The sequence below is a fragment of the Marilutibacter maris genome (genome assembly GCF_003233695.1).
In the GTDB taxonomy this organism is placed as follows: domain Bacteria; phylum Pseudomonadota; class Gammaproteobacteria; order Xanthomonadales; family Xanthomonadaceae; genus Marilutibacter; species Marilutibacter maris.
Genome location: NZ_CP029843.1, coordinates 430,780 through 450,601 on the forward strand (window position 1 = coordinate 430,780; position 19,822 = coordinate 450,601).

Consider the following 19,822-nt stretch of genomic DNA (forward strand, 5'->3'; position numbering starts at 1 on the left):
TCGCGCAACCGAGTTCAAGCCGGCCGTGCCGGCGGGTATGCTGTGCGCATCATCACGTCGCAGCCGTTATCCGGACCGGTCTCCCGGCCCGCCGTCGCCCACGATGCAAGCCTACGTCTACAAGAGCCTCCGCAAGGCCGACACCTATGTGTATCTGGCCGCGCGCGACGATTTTGCCCGCCTGCCCGAGCCGCTGCGCACCCAGCTCGGTTCGCTGGCGTTCGTGCTCGAGCTTGGGCTGGGACCCGGGCGCAAGCTGGCCCAGGAGGATCCGGCCGTGGTCCGCGAGAACCTGACCACGCGCGGCTTCCACCTGCAATTCCCGCCGACCGTGGCGGACCCGATGACCGAGGACTGGGGCACCGATGCCTGAGCAGGCTCGTCCGGAACGACCCGGCAAGGCCGCGCAGACGGCCGGTTCGACGCGCCCGGACCATGGGTTGCTGCTTGCCGTCGCGGCGGGCGCGCTGCTGGCCGTTCTGAGCGGCTTTGGCGGCGTCGTGGCCGCGTTGACAGGCGTCCTGGCGCAGCCGGCCTATGCGCTGGCCGTGCGCCGCTGGCGTGGCGGCGCCGTGCGCAAGACCCCGGACTGGCGCGGCGACGGACTGCCGCTGCTGATGGCCTGGGGCGGAACCGGCATCGTCCTGGCCTTGCTGCTGGCCTGGCCGCTGTCGGCGCTGATCGCCGAGGGCACGCTGTCGGCGGCGCTGGCGGTCAGCGCCGTGGTCGGCCTGGCCCTGATCGCGCTGTGGCGCATCTGGCCGGCATGGCAGCGGATCGAGCGCGACGGCGGTTCATTGGCCGCCGCCTGGCGCGCGCTGGCCGAGGTCGAGCCCGGTGCCTGGCGCGGACTGGCGGCCGCGGTCGCGGTGCTGGTGCCGCTGCTGCTGGTCGTGTTGCTGGCCTGGCCGGGGCTTCCGGTAGGCGCCTGGCGCTGGGCGGTTGCCGTGGTCCTGGCGCTGGGTTCGCCGGCCCTGCATCTGCTGCTGCAACGGCTGCGCGACGCCGACCCGGTGGTGATGGTCGGCGGGCTGCCGGTGCACGGCATGGCCGGCGCCGAAGCCGAGCAAGCGCCCCCGGAGCCGGTCGAGCAGGCGCCTTCGACGGAGGCCCTGGTTCCGGCCCTGTACGCCGCGGCCCGCAGTGGCCGGGTCGAGCGCGCGCTGGAGCTGATCGAGGCCGGCGCCGATCCGCACGCGCCGCCACCGGCGGGCGAGCGCGATCGCCGCAACCTGGCGGCACTGGCCTCGGTGCTGCCCGATCTGCGCCTGCTGCGCCAGCTGATCGCGGCGGGGGTCGACCTCAATGCCGCCCATGGCGGCATGACGCCGCTGATCGCCGCGACCCGCGACAGCTGGCACGGCCGTCCGGATGCGGTGATGACCCTGCTTGCCAACGGCGCCGATCCGCGCGCCCGCGACGGCGATGGCAACACCCCGCTGCACCATGCCGCACGCAGTTCCGACCCGGGCGTCGCGGCGCTGCTGCGCGACGCCGCCGCCGATGTCGACGCGCTCAACGACGAGGGCCAGTCGCCACTGGGCGTGGCCTGCGCCTGCGGCAACTGGCGGCTGGCGCGCTTCCTGCTCGAGCGTGGCGCCCGCCCGCATCCGGCCGACGGCCGGCCCGCCCTGTTGGCCGCCGCCAGCGGCGAGGACGACGATCCGGTCGGCGTGCAACTGCTGCTCAAGCAGAAGGCGCGGGTCGACGCGACCGACGCGCGCGAACGCACCGCGCTGCACGAGGCGGTGCTGGCCGGCCACGAGGACATCATCACGGTGCTGCTCGCCGCCGGCGCCGACCCCGCCGCGGTCGACAGCCAGGGCCACAACGCGGTGCTGGAGGCGGCGCGTGCCGGCCGCCTGGCGGTGCTGGAACAACTGCTCCAGCACCTGCCGCGCGACGGCGCCGACGAGGCCGTCGCCCTGGATGCCAGTGGCCGCAACGCATTGCAGCTGGCCTGCATGGCCGATGCGACCACGCCGGCGCTGATCGAACGGCTGGTCGAACTCGGCGTCTCGCCGGAGCATCGCGACAGCGAGGGCAAGCGCGCGGTCGACCGCGCCGCCGAGGCCGGTCGCTGGGCGCTGGTGGCGGCGCTGGATGCCGCTTACGCGATGCCGGCGTGCATCAGCGACGAAGTCGACGGCGAGAGCGAGACGCCGCTGCCCGACCGTCCGCCGGCGGCGCTGTTGCGCGACGCCCTGGCCGAGGGGCGCGAGCACGGCGCCGTACCGGTCGCGCGGTTGATGTCGGCGGTCGAGCTCGGCCGCATGCTGCATATCGAGCCGCTGCCCGGCGCCGCGCAGGTCGAATGGCTGCTGCGCCACGGCGCCGACGCCGGAGTTCTCAATCCGTCCGGCGACATCGCGATGTTCGAATGGTTCGACCATGGCCCGGACGCCTGGCCCCAGCTCGAAATCCTGCTGCGCTACGGCCACACGCCCGCCGGTGTCGGTGGCCTGGCCCGCTTCATGGCGGCCTGCGTGGCCGACAAGGGCGGTGCCCGTCATGGCGAACCGATCGCGCTGGCCCTGGTCGAGCGCGGCGCCGATCCGTTCGCGACTTCTCACACCGGCGACCCGCCGCTGACCCAGGCCGTGCGGATGGGCTGGACGCGCCTGCTCGAGCGCCTGCTCGCCTGCGGCGTCGACCTCAACGTTCGCGACAGCCACGGCATGAGCGCGCTGCACCTGGCGGCGGCGCTGGGCCGCGACGACATGCTGCGCCGGCTGGTCGCCCATGGCGCGGCTCCGGACCTGCTCGCCGCCGACGGCCAGACGCCGCTCGGCGTTGCGCTGTCGTCCGGCCGCCGCGACCTCGCCGACTGGCTCGACTGGCGCGGCTGGCCCCTGCCGCGGCGGCCGCTGCGCGACAGCGACGTGCCGGCCGCGGCGATCGTCGGCGATACCGATGCGGTCCGCCGCCTGCTCGACCTGGGCTTCCCGGTCGACGCGACCGACAGCCAGGGATGCACCGCATTGCTGCGCGCGGCCGGCGGCGGCCACGCCGAGTTGGTCGAACTGCTGCTCGCGCGCGGCGCCGACCCGCAGCGGGCGGCGAACTCGGGAGCGACGCCGCTGTCGGCGGCGGTCAGCATGCGTCATGCCGAGATCGTCGACCGCCTGATCGCGGCGCGCGCGCCGCTGGAGCAACGTCTGCCGGGCGAGCTGACCGCATTGATGGTGGCATGCGCGCTGGGCCTGCCCGACATGGCCGGGCGGCTGCTGGCGGCCGGTGCCGATGCCCATGCGGTGGACGCCCAGGGCCGCACCCCGCTGCACTGCGCGGCGATGTTCGGCTTCACCGCGCGCGACCGCACGCGACTGGTCGCGTTGCTGGATACCCTGCTGCTGGCCGACGGCGATGCCGATGTCAGCGCGGCCGGCGTCACCCCGTTGCTGCTGTTGCTGGGCGCGCGCGCCGAGCCGGGCACCGCCGCCGACGAGGACTGCCTGATCGCCGGCATGGAGCTTCTGATCGACCACGACGCGCATCTGGACGTGGTCGATCCGCGCGGCTTCGGTCCGCTGCACCTGGCCGCGCTGCATGGCCTGGTCGGGGTGGTGCAGTGGCTGCTGCGCGCGGGCGCCGACCCGGATCTGCGCGATTCGCTGAACCGCACGCCGCGCGAGATCGCGGTGATGCGGGGGTTCGTCGATATCGCCGCCGAGTTCGGTACCCCGGCATCGCCCTCGAGCGTGTCGATGGCGCGGTTCCTGCGCGACAAGCCCTGATCCCCGGCAAGGCCTGAACAAATCCATCCTGGACTTGTTCAGGCGTCGCAAGGTCAAGCCAAGCTCGACCTTGCTCACGCCGTATCAAGCCCTTGTGTGCCTGATCCGCGTGTGCGCCATCCCGGGCGCACGGAACCTCTGAACCGATCAGAGGCTCCCCAGGAGCTGCGTCAGCCGCGATGGAAGCGCCCGGTGAGTCCCGCTTGAGGTTCGCACGGCTCCCGCAACACATGTCAGGGCAGGAAGCGGCGGCGTATGTCGCCGTTCCGGAGCGGCATGCGCCCCAGGCGCTCTTAGCCGGGCGGCCGCTCCGCCTTGGTGGCGCGTGCCAGCACGCCCTCGCCGGCATCGGCGTCGAGCAGTTCCTCCAGTTCGCGGCGCGCGTCCTGCACGGTCTGCATCAGCGCATCCTCGTCATGGTGGATCGGATGTTGCGCCTGCAGCAGGCGTTCGTCGTGCTCGGCGAAGCGCGTGGCCAGATGGCGTGCGGTGTCGGTCGCCACACCCAGCGCCTGCAGCACCGCCTCGCCGGTGCGCAGGCTGGAGTACAGCAGCTCGCGTACCGGCTCGACCCCCAGGTCCATCAGCTCCCAGGCGATCCGGCGGTCGCGGGCCTGGGCGAACACCCGCGCCCGCGGGTACAGGTGGCGGAACGCCTTGGCGACCCGCAGGCTCTCGGCGGGGTCGTCGATCGCGACCACGAACACGTCGACGTGGGCGGCGCCGGCGGAGCGCAACAGCTCGGGCCGGGCCGGGTCGCCGTAGTAGATCAGGTTGCCGAAGCGGCGCGAGAACTCCAGCTGCTCGACATCGTGCTCGATGACGATGAACGGGGTCCGGTGCATCGCCAACAGGCGCGCGACGATCTGGCCGAAGCGGCCGAAGCCGGCGATCAGCACCTGCGGGCGACCATCCTCGGGCATCGGGTCGGCCTCGCGCTCGGGCTGGGCCCTGGGCTTGTGCGCCAGGCCCCTGGAGATCGCGATCAGCAGCAGCGGCGTCAACGCCATCGATACGCCGACCGCGGCGACCAGACGGTCGCGCGCGACCATGTCGAGCAGGCCGGCGCGCACGGCCTCGGAGAACACCACGAAGGCGAACTCGCCGCCCAGCGCCAGCACCGCGCCCAGCCGCAGCGCCTCGCTGCGGTCGAGGCCGCCGGGAACGCGGCCGACCATGAAGATCAGCGCGAACTTGACCAGCATCAGCGCGGCGACCAGGCCGGCGATGAACAGCGGTTCGGACATCACCCGGTCCAGGTCGATGCTCATGCCGACCGCCATGAAGAACAGGCCCAGCAGCAGGCCCTTGAACGGGTCGATCTGCGATTCCAGCTCGTGGCGGAATTCCGAGTCGGCCAGCAGCACGCCGGCGATGAACGCGCCCAGTCCCGCCGACAGCCCCGCGACCTGCATCAGCCAGGCCGAGCCGAGCACGGTCAGCAGGGCGGCGCCGGTGAATACCTCCGGCATCTGCGAGCGGGCGACGATGCGGAACAACTGGCGCAGCAACAGACGGCCGCCCAGCACCAGGATCGCGATCGCGACGACCGCCTTGGCCACGCCCTGCCAGCCGGGGCCGGCCCCCTCGCCGCCGGAGGCCAGCAGCGGAATCGCCGCCAGCAGCGGGATCGCGGCCAGGTCCTGGAACAGCAGGATCGCGAAGGCCAACCGTCCGTGCGGCGCGGTCAGCGACTTGCGCTCGGCCAGCAGTTGCAGGCCGACCGCGGTCGAGGACAGCGCCAGGCCGAAACCGACCACCAGCGCCGCCTTCAATCCGAGTCCGCCCAGCGTCGACAGTCCGGCCAGGGCCAGCCCGCAAAGCAGCACCTGCAGCCCGCCGACCCCGAACACCGGCCTGCGCATCACCTTCAGCCGCGGCAACGACAGTTCCAGGCCGATCACGAACAGCATCATCACCACGCCGATCTCCGACGCGGTCAGCACCCGCTCGGCATTGGTGATCACCTTCAGCCCGAACGGCCCCAGCACGACGCCGGCGGCCAGATAGCCGAGCACCGCGCCCAGGCCGAAGCGCCGGAACACCGGCACCGCGATCACCGCGGCGAGCAGGAATACGAGTGCGAGTTCCAGGCCTTGTCCGTGCATGGGTGTGTCTATGAGGTAGGGGATGAGGGCGGGGGCGCGTTGGGATTGATGAGCGAACTGGAAAACGGAACAGCCCGCGTAGGTGTCAGTCTATATGCGAGTGCCTTCTCCGTCAGTGGAGCTGGAGCAAATGTAATTGGCTCATTCAATCGCCTAAACCCCGCATGGGTTCGGGACGTTTCATGTGCTTCACGCCTGCGAAACAGTCTCCATGGTTCGAATTGCGACGCTGTGGCAGTATTGAGTGATCCCGTGGTTGTATGTCTTTCATAAAGAAGGTTTTCATGCGGCACAAGTTATTGACTGCTTTTGTTGCTGTTGGAGTCGCTATATTGGCGATATATGGCCTGAACTCTCGCGATGAAGATGATCTTGCTGGCGAGTCTCCAGCCGGCCCGGAGACTGCAAGCAGTAACGCTCACGTAGAGCGATCAGAGCCCGAACGGCGGGTGGAGCGCATAATTTCTGGACGGGAAAGCATCATGAGAACCCGTGCGGCACTTGTGGGTGAGGCGCGATCAGGAAATGCCTTCGCCTCCTACCAGATATATCAGGACCTGTCTCGTTGCAGGAGTCTCGCTACAAAGCGGGATGTGCTGGAGGAATACGCTTCACGTAACGCTGACTCAGCGGCGGTCGAGGCGATCGTTGGCCAGATTGCCGAGGATGAGCGACTGTGCAAGGGAATTGGGTCAGAAAGCATTGGCGAAAGAAAGGACTGGATAATAAGAGCTGCTCGCCAGGGAAATGTCGAGGCTCAGTTGCTTTTTTTTGGCGTTGTTACTGAAGAGTTCGATACGCCGGAGAAGATTGTTGCCAATGTGGATGAGATATCGAGATACAAGACAGAGGCGCTTCGGCATCTGCGGTCGGCTGCGCGGAGTGGAAGCGAGACCGCTCTCTTTAACCTAGCGATGGCGTATCACGATGGAACGCTGGCGGAGAAGGATTTGTCGCTTGCGTATGGATACATGTTGGTCGTCGAAAAGAAAGGACGAGTGAAATCCGCCTCCCACTATCTTGAGCTGTGGGGGCGCGAACTTGGGCCTGAGGACCTGGCTCGGGCTAGAAGTATTTCGCTGCAGTATTGACGGCAATTGGAGGCTGCTTGTGAGTAGGAAACTTGTTGTTGGAGTTGGGGCTGTTCTTGCTATTGGGGTTGTTGTTGCTGCTCATCATGGCGATTTCGACTGTGGCTCCTGTACCTTGAGCGGGGCCACGCCGGATTCCGATACGGTTTCCTTCATCAAGAGTGTGGTGAATGGCAGCGTGGAGCAGTGGCGCAATGGAGACACCGTTACTATTTGTAACTCAAACACGTGCGCGACCTACCTCATGGCCTCGGTCATGGGGGGTATTGGCGGCATGCAGCAGATTGCAAAGTTCCAGAAGGGCGGCGATAGCGGTGGCGGTGGTGGTGGCAACGAAGGCGGTAGCGGCAACTACGACGGCGGCGGGTGCGTAGGGAGCTGTGGCGGCGGCACTGGCGGTACCGGCGGGAGTGGAACCGTGGTCGTCGGCGATCCCGACAAGGTCGTCACGAACCCCGAGTAAAAGTTGGCGTTGCGCCAAAGAAAACGCCCCGCGATGCGGGGCGTTTCCGTGTGCGTCGGCAGTTGGCCTTAGCGCTTCATCGAGCTGAAGAACTCGTCGTTGGACTTGGTGTTCTTCATCTTGTCGAGCAGGAACTCCATCGCGCCGATCTCGTCCATGCCGTGCAGCAGCTTGCGCAGGATCCAGATCTTCTGCAGCAGTTCCGGTTCGATCAGCAGGTCCTCGCGGCGGGTGCCGGAGCGGTTGATGTTGATCGCCGGGTAGACGCGCTTCTCGGCGATCTGGCGCGACAGGTGCACCTCGGAGTTGCCGGTGCCCTTGAACTCCTCGTAGATCACCTCGTCCATCTTGCTGCCGGTGTCGATCAGCGCGGTGGCGATGATGGTCAGCGAGCCGCCTTCCTCGACGTTGCGGGCGGCGCCGAAGAAGCGCTTCGGACGGTGCAGCGCATTGGCGTCGACGCCGCCGGTCAGGACCTTGCCCGAGGACGGGACGACGTTGTTGTAGGCGCGGGCCAGGCGGGTGATCGAGTCGAGCAGGATCACCACGTCCTTCTTGTGCTCGACCAGGCGCTTGGCGCGCTCGATCACCATCTCGGCGACCTGGACGTGGCGCGCGGCCGGCTCGTCGAAGGTCGAACTGACCACCTCGCCGCGCACGGTGCGCTGCATCTCGGTCACTTCCTCCGGACGCTCGTCGACCAGCAGCACGATCAGGTGCACGTCCGGATGGTTGCTGGTGATGGCGGTGGCGACCTGCTGCATCAGCATGGTCTTGCCGGCCTTGGGCGGGCTGACGATCAGCGCGCGCTGGCCCTTGCCCTGCGGCGCCATCAGGTCGAGGATGCGGCCGGTGATGTCCTCGGTGCTGCCGTCGCCGCGCTCCAGGCGGAAGCGGCGGCGCGGGAACAGCGGGGTCAGGTTCTCGAACAGGGTCTTGTTCTTGGACGCTTCCAGCGGCTCGCCGTTGATGGTGTCGACCACCGACAGGGCGAAGTAGCGCTCGCCGTCCTTGGGCCAGCGGATGCGGCCGGACAGGTGGTCGCCGGTGCGCAGGTTGAAGCGGCGGATCTGGCTGGGGCTGATGTAGACATCGTCCGGGCCGGCCAGGTAGCTGGCCTCCAGCGCGCGCAGGAAGCCGAAGCCGTCGGGCAGGATTTCCAGCACGCCGTCGGCGGCGACGCCCTCGCCGTGGCGGGTCAGCACCTTGAGCAGGGCGAAGATCACGTCCTGCTTGCGGGCGCGGGCGACGCCCTCCTGGATCTGCAGTTGTTCGGCGATTTCCAGCAGCTTCGGCGCCGGCATCCGCTTCATGTCGCCCAGCGAGTACTGCGGGAAGCCTTCCGGTACCTGCGGGTGCGGGCGCGGGGTGAACTCTTCCGAGCCGCTGTCGTCGGGCATGCCGTCGCGGCCGCGGTTGCGGTTGCGATCGCGGCGGTTGCGGAAGCGCTCGCGGCGGTTGCCGCGGCCGCCGTCCTGGTTCTGGCCGGCATCGCGCTGGCCGCCTTCACGCTGGCCGCCCTCGCGCGGCGCATTCTCGCGCTGGCCGCCTTCGCTGCCCGACGCCGCCGGCGCGGCACTACCGCCCTCGCCCGAAGCGGGGGCGGGGCCCGCCGCGGCCGCGGGTGCCGGTGCGCTGGGGGCGGGAGCCTCTGCCTTGGCGCTCTCGGCCTTTTCGGTCCTGGCGGCCTCGGCCTTCGGCGCTTCCGCCTTGGGCGCATCGCTCTTGGCGGTCGCGGCGGTTTCGGACTTGCTGGAAGAGGCGGCGGAGCTGGCCTTGGTCGCACGCGGCTTGCGCACGCGCTTTTCGGCGGTCTCGCCGGCGTCGGGAGTGTTATCGGACAAGCGTCATTTCCTCGCTAAGCGGCGAGCGCTCGCAGCGGGCGAGCGGAGCGTCATGGACGTGGTGGGTCTGGTGTTTCCAGAAGGGTGCGGCGGTACGGACATCGGTCCGGAAACGCCGGGTAGGCTGAAACTAGCACCGCAAAGGCGCGTCGCGCAAGCGTTTCGGCGACTGGCGTTCACCTTGCGGAACCGGCCGGGCGGGGCCGGGGCGGGCCGCCCCCGGGCATCTGGACCGGGGCGCGGCGCCGAGGGGGCGGGTCAGAGCGCCTTGTCGAGCATCTGCGCGAGCTGGGCCTTGCCGACCGCGCCGATCTGGGTGTCCTGGACCTGGCCGTCCTTGAACAGCAGCAGCATCGGGATCGAGCGCACGTGGTACTTCATCGCGGTGGCGCGGTTGTGGTCCACGTTCAGCTTGGCGATCTTGACCTTGCCGTCGTAGGTCTCGGCCAGCTCGTCCAGGGCCGGAGCGATCATCTTGCAGGGCCCGCACCATTCGGCCCAGAAGTCGACCAGCACGGGTTCGGACGACTGCAGCACGGCGTTGTCGAAATCGGCATCGCCGACATGCATGATTTTCTCGCTCACAAGGACTCTCCTGGGTGGTGCTGGGGCGGTGGTGCCGGGGGCCGGGTCCGTGGCGGGTCGCGCCCCCGGCGACGCCGGATCGGGGCCCGGGCGGGCCATCGGCCGGCATTGAGGTAAACTGGGGCGTTTCACGGCGGCTTCAAGGCCCCCGTGCGCTGCGGTCACAGGTATCCGGTGGCCGACCCCGGCAGTCTGCTGCGACGGCGCGACCCGCGCAAGCGCTGCCCCATGACAAGTCGCGATGACACGATGACAACACGTGCACCGCGCGGGAAACCTGAACCGTAATGAGCGATAAGCCCCTGACCGATGTCACCTTCGAGTCCTTTGGCCTGCATCCCGAGCTGCTGGCCGGCCTCGAGGGCGCCGGATTCACCCGATGCACCCCGATCCAGGCGATGACCCTGCCGATCGCCCTGACCGGCCGCGATGTCGCCGGCCAGGCCCAGACCGGCACCGGCAAGACCCTGGCCTTCCTGGTCGCGGTGATGAACCGCCTGCTGACCAGCCCCGCCCTGGCCGAGCGCAAGCCCGAGGATCCGCGCGCGCTGATCCTGGCGCCGACCCGCGAGCTGGCGATCCAGATCCACAAGGACGCGGTGAAGTTCGGCAGCGACCTGGGCCTGAAGTTCGCCCTGGTCTACGGCGGCGTCGACTACGACAAGCAGCGTTCGATCCTGCAGGAAGGCGCCGACATCATCATCGCCACCCCGGGCCGCCTGATCGACTACGTCAAGCAGCACAAGGTGGTCAGCCTGCACGCCTGCGAGGTGTGCGTGCTGGACGAGGCCGACCGCATGTTCGACCTCGGCTTCATCAAGGACATCCGCTTCCTGCTGCGGCGGATGCCGATCCGCACCGAGCGCCAGACCCTGCTGTTCAGCGCGACCCTCAGCCATCGCGTGCTCGAGCTGGCCTACGAGCACATGAACGAGCCGGAGAAGCTGGTCGTCGAGGCGGAGACGGTCACCGCCGCGCGGGTGCGCCAGAAGATGTACTTCCCGGCCGACGAGGAAAAGATTCCGCTGCTGATCGGCCTGCTCTCGCGCAGCGAGGGCACCCGCACCATGGTGTTCGTGAACACCAAGGTGTTCGTCGAGCGGGTCGCCCGTGCGCTGGAGAAGGCCGGCCACCGGGTCGGCGTGCTGTCCGGCGACGTGCCGCAGAAGAAGCGCGAGACCCTGCTGGGCCGCTTCCAGAAGGGCCAGCTCGACATCCTGGTGGCGACCGATGTCGCCGCCCGCGGCCTGCACATCGACGGCGTCAGCCACGTCTACAACTTCGACCTGCCGTTCGATGCCGAGGACTACGTCCACCGCATCGGCCGTACCGCGCGCCTGGGCGCCGAGGGCGACGCGATCAGCTTCGCCTGCGAGCGCTACGCGATGAGCCTGCCGGACATCGAGGCCTACATCGAGCAGAAGATTCCGGTCGAGCCGGTCGACGCCGAGCTGCTGGTGGCGACGCCGCGCGCACCGCGCGAGCGGGCCGAGGGCGACGATGGCGAGAGCGTGAGCACGATCTTCAGGGAGGCGCGCGAGCAGCGCGCGGCCGACGAGGAGCGTCGCGGTGGCGGCAGGAACCGTGGCCGCAGCGGTCGCGGTGGCGGTGGTGGTGGTGGCGGGCGTTCGCGCAGCGGCGAGCGCGGCCCGCGCCGCGAGGGCGACGAGGGCGAGCGCGCCGCGCGTCCGCCGCGGACCCCGAAGCCGGTGGCCGAGGCAGCCGAGGCGGCCTCGAGCGTGCCGAACCCGGCGGCCGAGGGCGAGCCGGCGAAGAAGCCGCGCAAGCGCCGTCGCCGTCGCGGTGGCCGCCGTGTCGAGGGCGCAGGCGAGGCCGCGCCCGCGCAGGGGCAGGCGCCGCGCAACAACGGTGGGCCGACCCAGGTGCCGGCCAACAAGCCGGCCGCAGCCGCCAAGCCGCGCGCCGCTTCCAGGCCGGCGGAGGCCTCCGCCGACGCCAAGCCGGGCCTGTTGAGCCGCATCGGACGGGGTCTGAAGTCGTTGGTGACCCGCGCGCCGCGATCGCAGCACTGATCCGCGGTTGGGGTGGGTGTCCCGCCCGGCAATCGCGATCTCGATCGGCCCCAGCGAAAAACCCCGCGAAAACCCCGGCACCGCAAGACGCCGGGGTTTCCTATTGGCGCGTTGCCACACGGGCTGGATCAGAAGCGAATGGTCCAGTTGTTGATGTAGCCGGTGTCGTTGCTCGCGTTGTCGGTCACCCGCAGCTTCCAGACGCCGCTCTTCGGGTGGCTCGACAGGTCTCGGGAAACCGTGCCGATGACGTTGTCGCTGCTGTCGGACGAGTTGTAGGTCTTGAGCAGGTAGGCCGTGCCGTCGGGCGCGATCAGCTCGACCTTCAGGTCGCCGCGATAGGTATGACGGATGTCCACCGAGATCGGGGTGGACGACGAACCGTTGCCGCTCCTGCCGGACACGCTGATCGCACTCTCGACGGTGCTGTTGTCGGCGATCTGCACGTCGTTGCCGTTGCCGTAGGTCTGCACCACATCGTTGCCGCCACCGGCGTCGCTGACGGTGACCTGGGCCGACTTGCTGCTGCTGGCGCCGTCGTCGTCGGTGACGGTGAGGGTGACGGTGTAGGTGCCGGCCGCGGCATAGGTCTTGCTCGGGCTGGCCTGGGTCGAGCCGGTGCCGTCGCCGAAGTTCCAGCTGCGCGAGACGATGCTGCCGTCGCTGTCGCTGGAGCCGTCGGTGAAGGACACGCTCAGGCCGTTCACCGATGAGCTGAAGTCGGCGCTCGGCGGGTTGTTGGCCGGCGTGCTGCCGCCCAGCAGCGAGTACAGCAGCCGGTTCGGGGAACCCTTGGTGTCGGAGATCCTGCCGACCGACGCGCCATTGACGATCGCCGCCGCGACCTCGGCCGGCGTCGCGGTCGGGTGACTGGCGAGGTACAGCGCCGCGGTGCCGGCAACGTGCGGGGTGGCCATCGAGGTGCCGCTCATGGTGTCCTGCGCGTTGTTGCTGGTGATGCCGACGGAGACGATATCGGTGCCGGGCGCGAACAGGTCCACGCAGGTCCCCCAGCCCGATGCCGACCGCTGGAAGAAGCCGCTGTAGCCCCAGAACGAACGCTTGTCGTTCTTGTCCGATGCGCCGACGGTGATGACGTTGGGTACCCGTGCCGGGGTCAGGGCGCAGGCGTCGTTGTCGTAGTTGCCCGCCGCGGCGACCGCGACCACGCCGGCATTGATCATGGCGTTGACGGCGGTATCGGTCGCAGTCGAGTCGACGGTGTGCAGGCTCATGTTCGCCACCGCCGGTTTGACGTGATTGGCGGTGACCCAGTCGATGCCTTCGATGATGTCGCCGGTGCCGGTGCCGCCATCGCAATCGAACACGCGCACCGGATGGATGGTGACCCCCTTGGCCACGCCCCAGGTGCTGCCGCCGAGGGTGCCGGCAACATGGCTGCCATGGCCGTGGCAGTCGTTGGTGCCGCGGCCGTCGTCGGGGATGGCGACGAAGCCGTTGCCCATGCGCCCCGCGAACTGGGTATGCGAGCCGAGCACGCCGCTGTCGATCACATAGGCGTGCACGCCGGCGCCGTTGTTGTCGTAGGTGTAGGTGCCGTTCAGCGGCAGGTCGCGCTGGTCGACGCGATCGATGCCCCAGGTTGCGCCGCTCTGGGTCGCATCCAGCGTCACCCGCGCTTCCTCCTCGATGTAGTCCACGCGCGGGTCGGCCAGCAGACGGGCCAGGGTGTCGTCGTCGGCCTCGATCGCGAATCCGCGCAGGGCGCGGTTGAAGATCTTGCGCATGCGCATCTTCTCGCCACGGCGGCCGCGATGCTCCGTCGCCATCGAGTTCGCCACGTCGGCGACCCGCAGTCCACGTCCCCGGCTGTTGCCGGTGGACAGCGGCGTGGCCCGCTGCTCGTTGGAGAGCAGGGCGGCGTCGCGCTTGAGCACGACGATGTAGCGGCCCTCGATCGGATTCCCGACGGTGCGAAGGTCGGCCGAAAGGGCCGGGGTCATGAGGCAGGACAGGCCGAGGCCTACTGCGATCGAAAGCAGTGAACGCTGTTGGTTCATGTATCTCCCCTCTCTTGAAACGTCTCTGTGATGGAGCCGGATCGGACGACCCGGTGTGCGGTCCATGCGTGCCGGTCGTTGCGACGCGGGACATGGCTACGAACGGATGGGCACAGGTCTCCCCCACCCGTCGCGACAGAGGTGGTCAAGAAAAAGTTCGGATTCCGAATGGTCGGGGGCGACGGCAGCGATGTCCGTCGCCGGCGTGGATATCGCCACCTCGATGAAGTCACGTAGCGATCGTTATTCGCAAATCCGCGCGAAATGATTACCGGGCTTGGAAATCACCAAGGCATCAATAGTTAACAACTGAGCAGCCTCACTCGAGGTCGAGCCACTCGGCCGGACGCGTGGGCCAGGGAGATCCGCGAACTTGAGAATTGGTAATCTTCATATTCCGATAAGACGTTTTCAGACATCTGAAGTGTCCGAGATAGCGATAGTGGCTGACGTGCCGTGATTGCATGCGTCGCCGCATCCCGGTCCAGGGGGCGTCGGGAGGTGTGCCAGCGGCAGGCGTTGTCGCCGCCCCGGGGTTGCGCGCGCACCGCCCCTTTCCGATCGGGCAGGCACGGTCGACGGTCGGGCCGGCGGGCTGCCGCGGGTGCCGGATCATGCGGAGGCGGTCAGGTGGGTGATGCCGGCCGCGGCGGGGAAGGCCGGAGACGGGCCGTGCCCGCGGCTCCGGGCACCGCTGCCGCCGGCAGTCGGTTCAAAGGCATCGGCGAGGGTGTGCGGGTCGGCCATCCAGGCCCAGGCCATGCCGGTCGCGGCCGCCGACGCTGCCCCGGCCGCAAGCGGCGTTCTCGGCCCCTCGGGTGGCGCCGCTAGCCATACTCGCCGATGATGCCGATACTTGTGCGCGAACGCGTGGACGGCCACGCGACCGGGTGATCGATGAGCGTTCTGCGCTTCGACAACGTCAGCAAACGGTACGCCAGCGGGCGCGACGCGCTCAGCGAGGTGAGCTTCGAGGTCGGGACCGGCGAGATGCTGTTCGTCACCGGCCATTCGGGGGCCGGCAAGAGCACCCTGCTCAGGTTGATCCATCTGTCCGAGCGCCCCAGCCGCGGCACCGTGCTGTTCGGCGAGCGCAATCTGATGAAGGTGCGCGGGCGCCGGGTCGCGCTGCATCGGCGCGAGGTCGGGGTGGTGTTCCAGGACCATCGCCTGCTGGCCGACCGCAGCGTCGCCGACAACGTCGGCCTGCCACTGATCCTGCGCGGCGAGCGCCGCGGCGAGATCGGCAAGCGCGTGCGCAGCCTGCTCGACCGGGTCGGTCTGGGCGATCGCGCCAATGCGCTGCCGGCGCAGCTGTCGGCCGGCGAGCAGCAGCGGGTCGGAATCGCCCGCGCGATCATCGCCGAGCCGCGCCTGCTGGTGGCCGACGAGCCGACCGGCAACCTCGACCCGACCCTGTCGGCGGAGATCATGGCGCTGTTCGAGTCGCTGCCCGAGCGCGGCACCAGCGTGCTGATCGCCAGCCACGATCTGGCCCTGGTCAAGCGGATGAAGAAGCGGGTGCTGGTGCTGAACCAGGGTCGCCTGGTAGACGATATTTCCCCGGAGGACCTGGCCGAATGAGTGCGGACTCCTCCTCCGGCGGCGCCAGCGCGAGCGCGAACAGGGCGGCGCCTCGCCGGCCGTCGCGGATCGGCGCCTGGGCCGACCATCATGCGTTCAGCCTGATCGCCAGCCTCGGCCGCCTGTTGGCCAAGCCGTGGGCGGCGGCGCTGACGATCGGCGTGATGGCGGTCGCGCTGGCGCTGCCGCTGGGCCTGTGGGCGGCGCTGGGCAACGTCGAGCGCTTCGTCGGCGACGTGCAGGAAGCGCGCGAGATCAGCGTCTTCCTCAAGCCCGAGGTCGCGGCCGAGCGCGCCGGTGAACTGGCCGCCGAGCTGGAGGCGCGCGGCGACGTCGCCGCGGTGGAGCTGCGTACTCCCGAGCAGGGACTGGAGGCGCTGCGTGCGGCCAGCGGCCTGGACGAGGCGATCGCGATGGTCGGCGACAACCCGTTGCCGAGCGTGCTGATCGTGCGCCCCGGCGGCGACGAACTGACCCTGGCCGCCTCGCTGGAGACCCTGCCCGAGGCAGATCTGGTCCAGCACGACGCGGTCTGGCGGCAGCGCCTGGACAGCTGGCTGCGCTTCGGCGTGCGGCTGGCGCTGGTGCTGGCGATGCTGCTCGGGGTCGGCGCGTTGCTGGTGGTCGGCAACACCGTGCGCCTGGACATCCAGCAGCGCCGCGAGGAGATCAGCGTGCTGCAGCAACTGGGCGCGACCGACGGTTTCATCCGCCGCCCGTTCCTGTACCTGGGCGCCTGCTACGGTGTCCTCGCCGGGGTGTTGGCGCTGGCGGTGCTGACCGCGACCGAATGGGCGCTGCGGCCGGCGCTGGCCGAGCTGGCGCGCAGCTACGGCAGCGATTTCGTGCTGCAGGGGTTCGGATTGACACATGCGATCGCCATCGTGGCCGGGGCCGGCGTGCTCGGCTGGCTCGGTGCCGGCCTGGTGACCGGCCATACTCTGCGACAGACCCGCCCGACCGAAACATGAGTACCGCTGCCGTGACCGACGTACCCAATACCCTCAGGCACCTGGCCGACGACGCCCCGCGGGTGATGGTTGTCGATGGTTCCAAGCTGGTCCGCAAGCTGATCGGCGACACCCTGCGGCGCTCGCTGGAGCAGGTCGAGGTGGTCGCCTGCGGCAGCATCGAGGAGGCGCGCGAGGCGCTGGCGGCGGCGCCGGTCAATCTGGTCACCACCGCCCTGGTACTGCCCGATGGCGATGGCGTCGCGCTCGCCCGCAGCGTGCGCGAGGCGGCGGGGCAGGCCTATGTGCCGGTGATCGTGGTGTCCGGCGACGCCCAGGCCCACCTGGAGGCGCGCCAGTTCACCGAGGACGTGACCGACTACTTCGACAAGGCGCTCGGGCACGAGGCCCTGGCGACCTTCATCCGCGGCTATGTGCAGCCGGAGCCGATCCCCGACGCCCGCGTGCTCTACGTCGAGGACAGCAAGGTCGTCGCGCTGGCGACCAAGCGCATGCTCGAGCGTCATGGGGTCAAGGTGATGCACTTCATCGGCGTCGAGGAAGCGCTGGAGTACCTGGAGACCCATCGCGGCCAGGACGATCCGGGCGCCGACCTGGTGCTGACCGACGTCTATCTGAAGGGCGAGCTCAGCGGCATGGACCTGTTGCAGCGGCTGCGCGGCGACTTCGGCTACGGCAAACGCCGCCTGCCGGTGCTGGTGATGACCGGCGACGACAACCGCGACAACCAGAGCAAGCTGCTGCGGCAGGGCGCCAACGATCTGGTGCTGAAGCCGATCGAGGAACGCCTGCTGGTGACCAAGGCCCTGTTCCAGCTAAGAGTGGCCCAGCTGCGGGTCGCCCGACTGTAGTCCGGTAGCCGTAGCCCGGCAGCCGTGGCGCGGTCGGCGGGATGACGCCGGCCGCCGGGCCCGTTAGCCTGTCGGGCCTCCCACCGCACTTTTCCCGCATGCCGGACAACGACCGCATCAAGCTCGAACCGTCCTGGAAGGCGCACGTCGGCGACTATCTGCAACGCGAGGACATGCAGGCGCTGTCGGCGTTCCTGCGCCAGCGCAAGGCGGCGGGGGCGACCATCTACCCGCCGGGGCCGGAGATCTTCGCCGCCTTCGACGCGACGCCGTTCGACGCGGTCAAGGTGGTGGTGCTGGGCCAGGACCCCTACCACGGCCCCGGCCAGGCGCACGGGCTGTGCTTCTCTGTGCGTCCGGGTGTGCCGGTGCCGCCGTCGCTGCAGAACATCTACAAGGAGCTGCAGCGCGATGTCGGCTTCCAACCTCCGTCGCACGGCTACCTGCAGCGCTGGGCCGGGCAGGGCGTGCTGCTGCTCAACGCGGTGCTCACCGTCGAGGCCGGGCGGGCCGGCAGCCACCAGGGCAAGGGCTGGGAAGGCTTCACCGATCACGTGGTCGACGTGCTCAACCGCGAGCGCGAGGGCCTGGTGTTCCTGCTGTGGGGCAGCTACGCGCAGGCCAAGGGCAAGGTGATCGATCCGCGCCGGCACCGGGTGTTGAAGGCCCCGCATCCCTCGCCGCTGTCGGCGCATCGCGGCTTCCTCGGCTGTGGGCACTTCTCCGCGGCCAACGAGTACCTGACCCGACGCGGGCAGGCGCCGGTCGACTGGTCGCTGCCGGCGGCGGTCGAGGCGTCCGAGGCGCTGCCCGGATAGGCGGCCGGCGCGGTCGCCTCCCGCCGCGCGCGATCACCGGGACGGTCTTTTGCAGGGCTCACGCCAGTAGGCGATGATGCCCGGCGTCACGCTCGGGCATTGTCCGCGAAGGAGGGGCATGGGCCGGAAGTCGCGTTTTTTCCTGGTCGGCGTCGGCGCCCTGCTGATGTCGGCCCTGCTGTTCGTGCTGCTGGGCTGCACGACCCTGCCCCCGCACCCGGGCGGTCCGGCGGTGGCCGCGCTGCCGGCGGGCGAAGGCACCCGGCTGGACGAGGTCGTGCAGCCGGCGCTGGACGCGCATCCGGGGCAGTCCGGCTTCCATCTGGTGTCCGACGGCGTCGCCGCGTTCGCCCTGCGCGGGCTGTCCGGGCGCGCCGCCGAGCGCAGCCTCGACCTGCAGTACTACATCTGGCACGACGACATGACCGGGCGGCTGCTGGCGCTGGAGCTGATCGAGGCCGCCGATCGCGGCGTGCGGGTGCGCCTGCTGCTCGACGACATGGATGCGCGGGCGAAGAGTTTCGCGATCGCCGCCCTGGCCGCGCATCCGAACATCGACGTGCGCCTGTTCAACCCGTTCGCCTCGCGCCAGGGGCTGTTCGGCAAGGGCATGGAGGCGATCACCAGCTTCTCGCGCATCAACCACCGGATGCACAACAAGAGCTGGATCGTCGACAACCGTTTCGCGATCGCCGGTGGGCGCAACATCGGCGACGAGTACTTCTCGGCCAGCGATCACGTCAACTTCAACGACCTGGACCTGGCCTTCGTCGGGCCGGCGGTCGAGGAGTTGAGCGGCTCCTTCGACCGCTACTGGAATTCCGATCAGGTGTACCCGATCGAGTCGCTGAGTCCGGCCGCGGTCTCCACCGAGGCGCTGGAGGCGCTGAGCGCGGCCGCCCGGGCCTATGCGGCGGAGGCGGTGCAGACCCCGTACATCCTGGCGATGCAGGGCCATGACGCGGTTGCCGCCGCGCGCGCGATGGCCCTGCCGATGCACTGGACGACGAGCTGGCAGGTGCTCAGCGACGCGCCGGACAAGGCCCGGTTCAAGGACTCGCCGATGCAGGGCTCGGCGGTGCTGGCCGGGCTGACCCGGGCGGTTGACGCGGCCGCCAGCGACGTGACCCTGATTTCCCCGTACTTCGTGCCCGGCAAGGCCGGTACCGCGCAACTGACCGGGCTGGTCGCCGAAGGCCGCCAGGTGCGCATCCTGACCAACTCGCTGGCGGCCAACGACGTCGCCGCGGTGCATGGCGGCTATGCCGGCTACCGCAAGGCGCTGCTCGCCGGTGGCGTGCAACTGTGGGAGCTCAAGCCGGAGCGTACGGCGGACGATGCCAACGACGGCGGCGAAGGCATCAGCCTGTTCGGCTCCTCCGGCGCCAGTCTGCACAGCAAGGCGGTGCTGATCGACGATTCGCGCGCGTTCGTGGGCTCGTTCAACCTCGATCCGCGCTCGGTGTCGCTGAACTGCGAGCAGGGCATCCTGGTCGACGAACCGGCGATCGCGGCCGAACTGGCGGCGTTGTTCGAGACCATGACCACGCCGACCGCGGCCTGGCGGGTCACGCTGGACGAGGGCGCGCTGCGCTGGAACGGCGACAACGGCACCTACCAGAGGGAACCGGAGGCCAGCCTCGGCCGCCGCTTCCAGGCACGGTTGGCGCGCTGGCTGCCGGTCGAACCGTTGCTGTGACCCGCACGCGGCGGCCG

At 69.5% G+C, this 19,822-nt stretch carries 13 protein-coding genes and 2 pseudogenes; 11 read left to right on the top strand and 4 right to left on the bottom strand.

Annotated elements, in window-relative coordinates:
* Positions 1-103 precede the first annotated feature (103 nt).
* Together C9I47_RS01950 and C9I47_RS01955 are read left to right on the top strand one after the other, a co-directional pair.
* Complete coding sequence (locus tag C9I47_RS01950; protein ID WP_111265239.1) at positions 104-373, top strand: YcgL domain-containing protein; 270 nt, start codon at positions 104-106, stop codon at positions 371-373.
* A complete protein-coding gene (locus tag C9I47_RS01955) occupies positions 366-3,737 on the top strand; it encodes an ankyrin repeat domain-containing protein (RefSeq protein WP_111265240.1) in 3,372 nt (1,123 codons plus the stop codon). The genes C9I47_RS01950 and C9I47_RS01955 overlap by 8 nt, the downstream gene beginning before the upstream one ends.
* A 293-nt stretch (positions 3,738-4,030) precedes the next feature.
* Here C9I47_RS01955 and C9I47_RS01960 read toward each other — a convergent pair whose 3' ends face one another.
* Positions 4,031-5,845 (bottom strand): monovalent cation:proton antiporter-2 (CPA2) family protein, encoded by a 1,815-nt coding sequence (locus tag C9I47_RS01960; protein ID WP_111265241.1) that lies wholly within the window; start codon positions 5,843-5,845, stop codon positions 4,031-4,033.
* A 260-nt stretch (positions 5,846-6,105) separates the two neighbouring features.
* Here C9I47_RS01960 and C9I47_RS17395 point away from each other — a divergent pair, with 260 nt between their 5' ends.
* Together C9I47_RS17395 and C9I47_RS17400 are read left to right on the top strand one after the other, a co-directional pair.
* Positions 6,106-6,936: an SEL1-like repeat protein gene (locus tag C9I47_RS17395; RefSeq protein WP_145985400.1), complete on the top strand. Its 831-nt coding sequence runs from the start codon at positions 6,106-6,108 to the stop codon at positions 6,934-6,936.
* A gap of 19 nt (positions 6,937-6,955) precedes the next feature.
* Positions 6,956-7,399, top strand: coding sequence for a hypothetical protein (locus tag C9I47_RS17400; RefSeq protein ID WP_145985401.1), 444 nt, complete (start codon positions 6,956-6,958; stop codon positions 7,397-7,399).
* A gap of 68 nt (positions 7,400-7,467) precedes the next feature.
* On the opposite strand, the gene rho is transcribed toward C9I47_RS17400, so the two are convergent.
* Together rho and trxA are read right to left on the bottom strand one after the other, a co-directional pair.
* Positions 7,468-9,243, bottom strand: a complete 1,776-nt coding sequence (rho, locus tag C9I47_RS01965; protein WP_111265242.1) for a transcription termination factor Rho — start codon at positions 9,241-9,243, stop codon at positions 7,468-7,470.
* Positions 9,244-9,501: 258 nt separating this feature from the next.
* Positions 9,502-9,828: a thioredoxin TrxA gene (gene trxA / locus C9I47_RS01970; RefSeq protein ID WP_111265243.1), complete on the bottom strand. Its 327-nt coding sequence runs from the start codon at positions 9,826-9,828 to the stop codon at positions 9,502-9,504.
* 287 nt (positions 9,829-10,115) lie between these two features.
* Here trxA and rhlB point away from each other — a divergent pair, with 287 nt between their 5' ends.
* Positions 10,116-11,861, top strand: coding sequence for an ATP-dependent RNA helicase RhlB (rhlB, locus tag C9I47_RS01975; protein ID WP_111265244.1), 1,746 nt, complete (start codon positions 10,116-10,118; stop codon positions 11,859-11,861).
* A gap of 128 nt (positions 11,862-11,989) precedes the next feature.
* Here the strand turns inward: rhlB and C9I47_RS01980 are convergent, their stop codons facing one another.
* Positions 11,990-13,825 (bottom strand): S8 family serine peptidase, encoded by a 1,836-nt coding sequence (locus C9I47_RS01980; protein ID WP_223250236.1) that lies wholly within the window; start codon positions 13,823-13,825, stop codon positions 11,990-11,992.
* A 954-nt stretch (positions 13,826-14,779) separates the two neighbouring features.
* On the opposite strand from C9I47_RS01980, the gene ftsE reads away from it, so the two are divergent.
* The 6 genes and pseudogenes from ftsE to C9I47_RS02005 all read left to right on the top strand — a co-directional run bounded on the left by ftsE (position 14,780) and on the right by C9I47_RS02005 (position 19,805).
* Positions 14,780-15,466: a cell division ATP-binding protein FtsE gene (ftsE, locus tag C9I47_RS01985; protein WP_111265246.1), complete on the top strand. Its 687-nt coding sequence runs from the start codon at positions 14,780-14,782 to the stop codon at positions 15,464-15,466.
* Positions 15,463-16,437 (top strand): permease-like cell division protein FtsX, encoded by a 975-nt coding sequence (gene ftsX, locus C9I47_RS01990; protein ID WP_111265247.1) that lies wholly within the window; start codon positions 15,463-15,465, stop codon positions 16,435-16,437. Before ftsE ends, ftsX begins: the two co-directional genes overlap by 4 nt.
* Positions 16,434-16,962, top strand: a pseudogene (locus tag C9I47_RS18220) (response regulator); the annotation flags it as partial. The gene ftsX and the pseudogene C9I47_RS18220, both read left to right, overlap by 4 nt.
* Positions 16,941-17,288, top strand: a pseudogene (locus C9I47_RS18225) (response regulator); the annotation flags it as partial. The pseudogenes C9I47_RS18220 and C9I47_RS18225, both read left to right, overlap by 22 nt.
* 98 nt (positions 17,289-17,386) lie before the next feature.
* A complete protein-coding gene (ung, locus tag C9I47_RS02000) occupies positions 17,387-18,106 on the top strand; it encodes a uracil-DNA glycosylase (protein WP_111265249.1) in 720 nt (239 codons plus the stop codon).
* A 118-nt stretch (positions 18,107-18,224) separates the two neighbouring features.
* Positions 18,225-19,805 (top strand): phospholipase D family protein, encoded by a 1,581-nt coding sequence (locus C9I47_RS02005; RefSeq protein WP_190238575.1) that lies wholly within the window; start codon positions 18,225-18,227, stop codon positions 19,803-19,805.
* The last annotated feature ends 17 nt before the right edge of the window (positions 19,806-19,822 follow it).

Coding starts and splice junctions, on each gene's coding strand:
- C9I47_RS01950 (WP_111265239.1), top strand. CDS start 104: ATGCAAGCCTACGTCTACAAGAGCCTCCGCAAGGCCGACACCTATGTG.
- C9I47_RS01955 (WP_111265240.1), top strand. CDS start 366: ATGCCTGAGCAGGCTCGTCCGGAACGACCCGGCAAGGCCGCGCAGACG.
- C9I47_RS01960 (WP_111265241.1), bottom strand. CDS start 5,845: ATGCACGGACAAGGCCTGGAACTCGCACTCGTATTCCTGCTCGCCGCG.
- C9I47_RS17395 (WP_145985400.1), top strand. CDS start 6,106: ATGTCTTTCATAAAGAAGGTTTTCATGCGGCACAAGTTATTGACTGCT.
- rhlB (WP_111265244.1), top strand. CDS start 10,116: ATGAGCGATAAGCCCCTGACCGATGTCACCTTCGAGTCCTTTGGCCTG.
- C9I47_RS01980 (WP_223250236.1), bottom strand. CDS start 13,825: ATGACCCCGGCCCTTTCGGCCGACCTTCGCACCGTCGGGAATCCGATC.
- ftsE (WP_111265246.1), top strand. CDS start 14,780: ATGAGCGTTCTGCGCTTCGACAACGTCAGCAAACGGTACGCCAGCGGG.
- ftsX (WP_111265247.1), top strand. CDS start 15,463: ATGAGTGCGGACTCCTCCTCCGGCGGCGCCAGCGCGAGCGCGAACAGG.
- ung (WP_111265249.1), top strand. CDS start 17,387: ATGCCGGACAACGACCGCATCAAGCTCGAACCGTCCTGGAAGGCGCAC.
- C9I47_RS02005 (WP_190238575.1), top strand. CDS start 18,225: ATGGGCCGGAAGTCGCGTTTTTTCCTGGTCGGCGTCGGCGCCCTGCTG.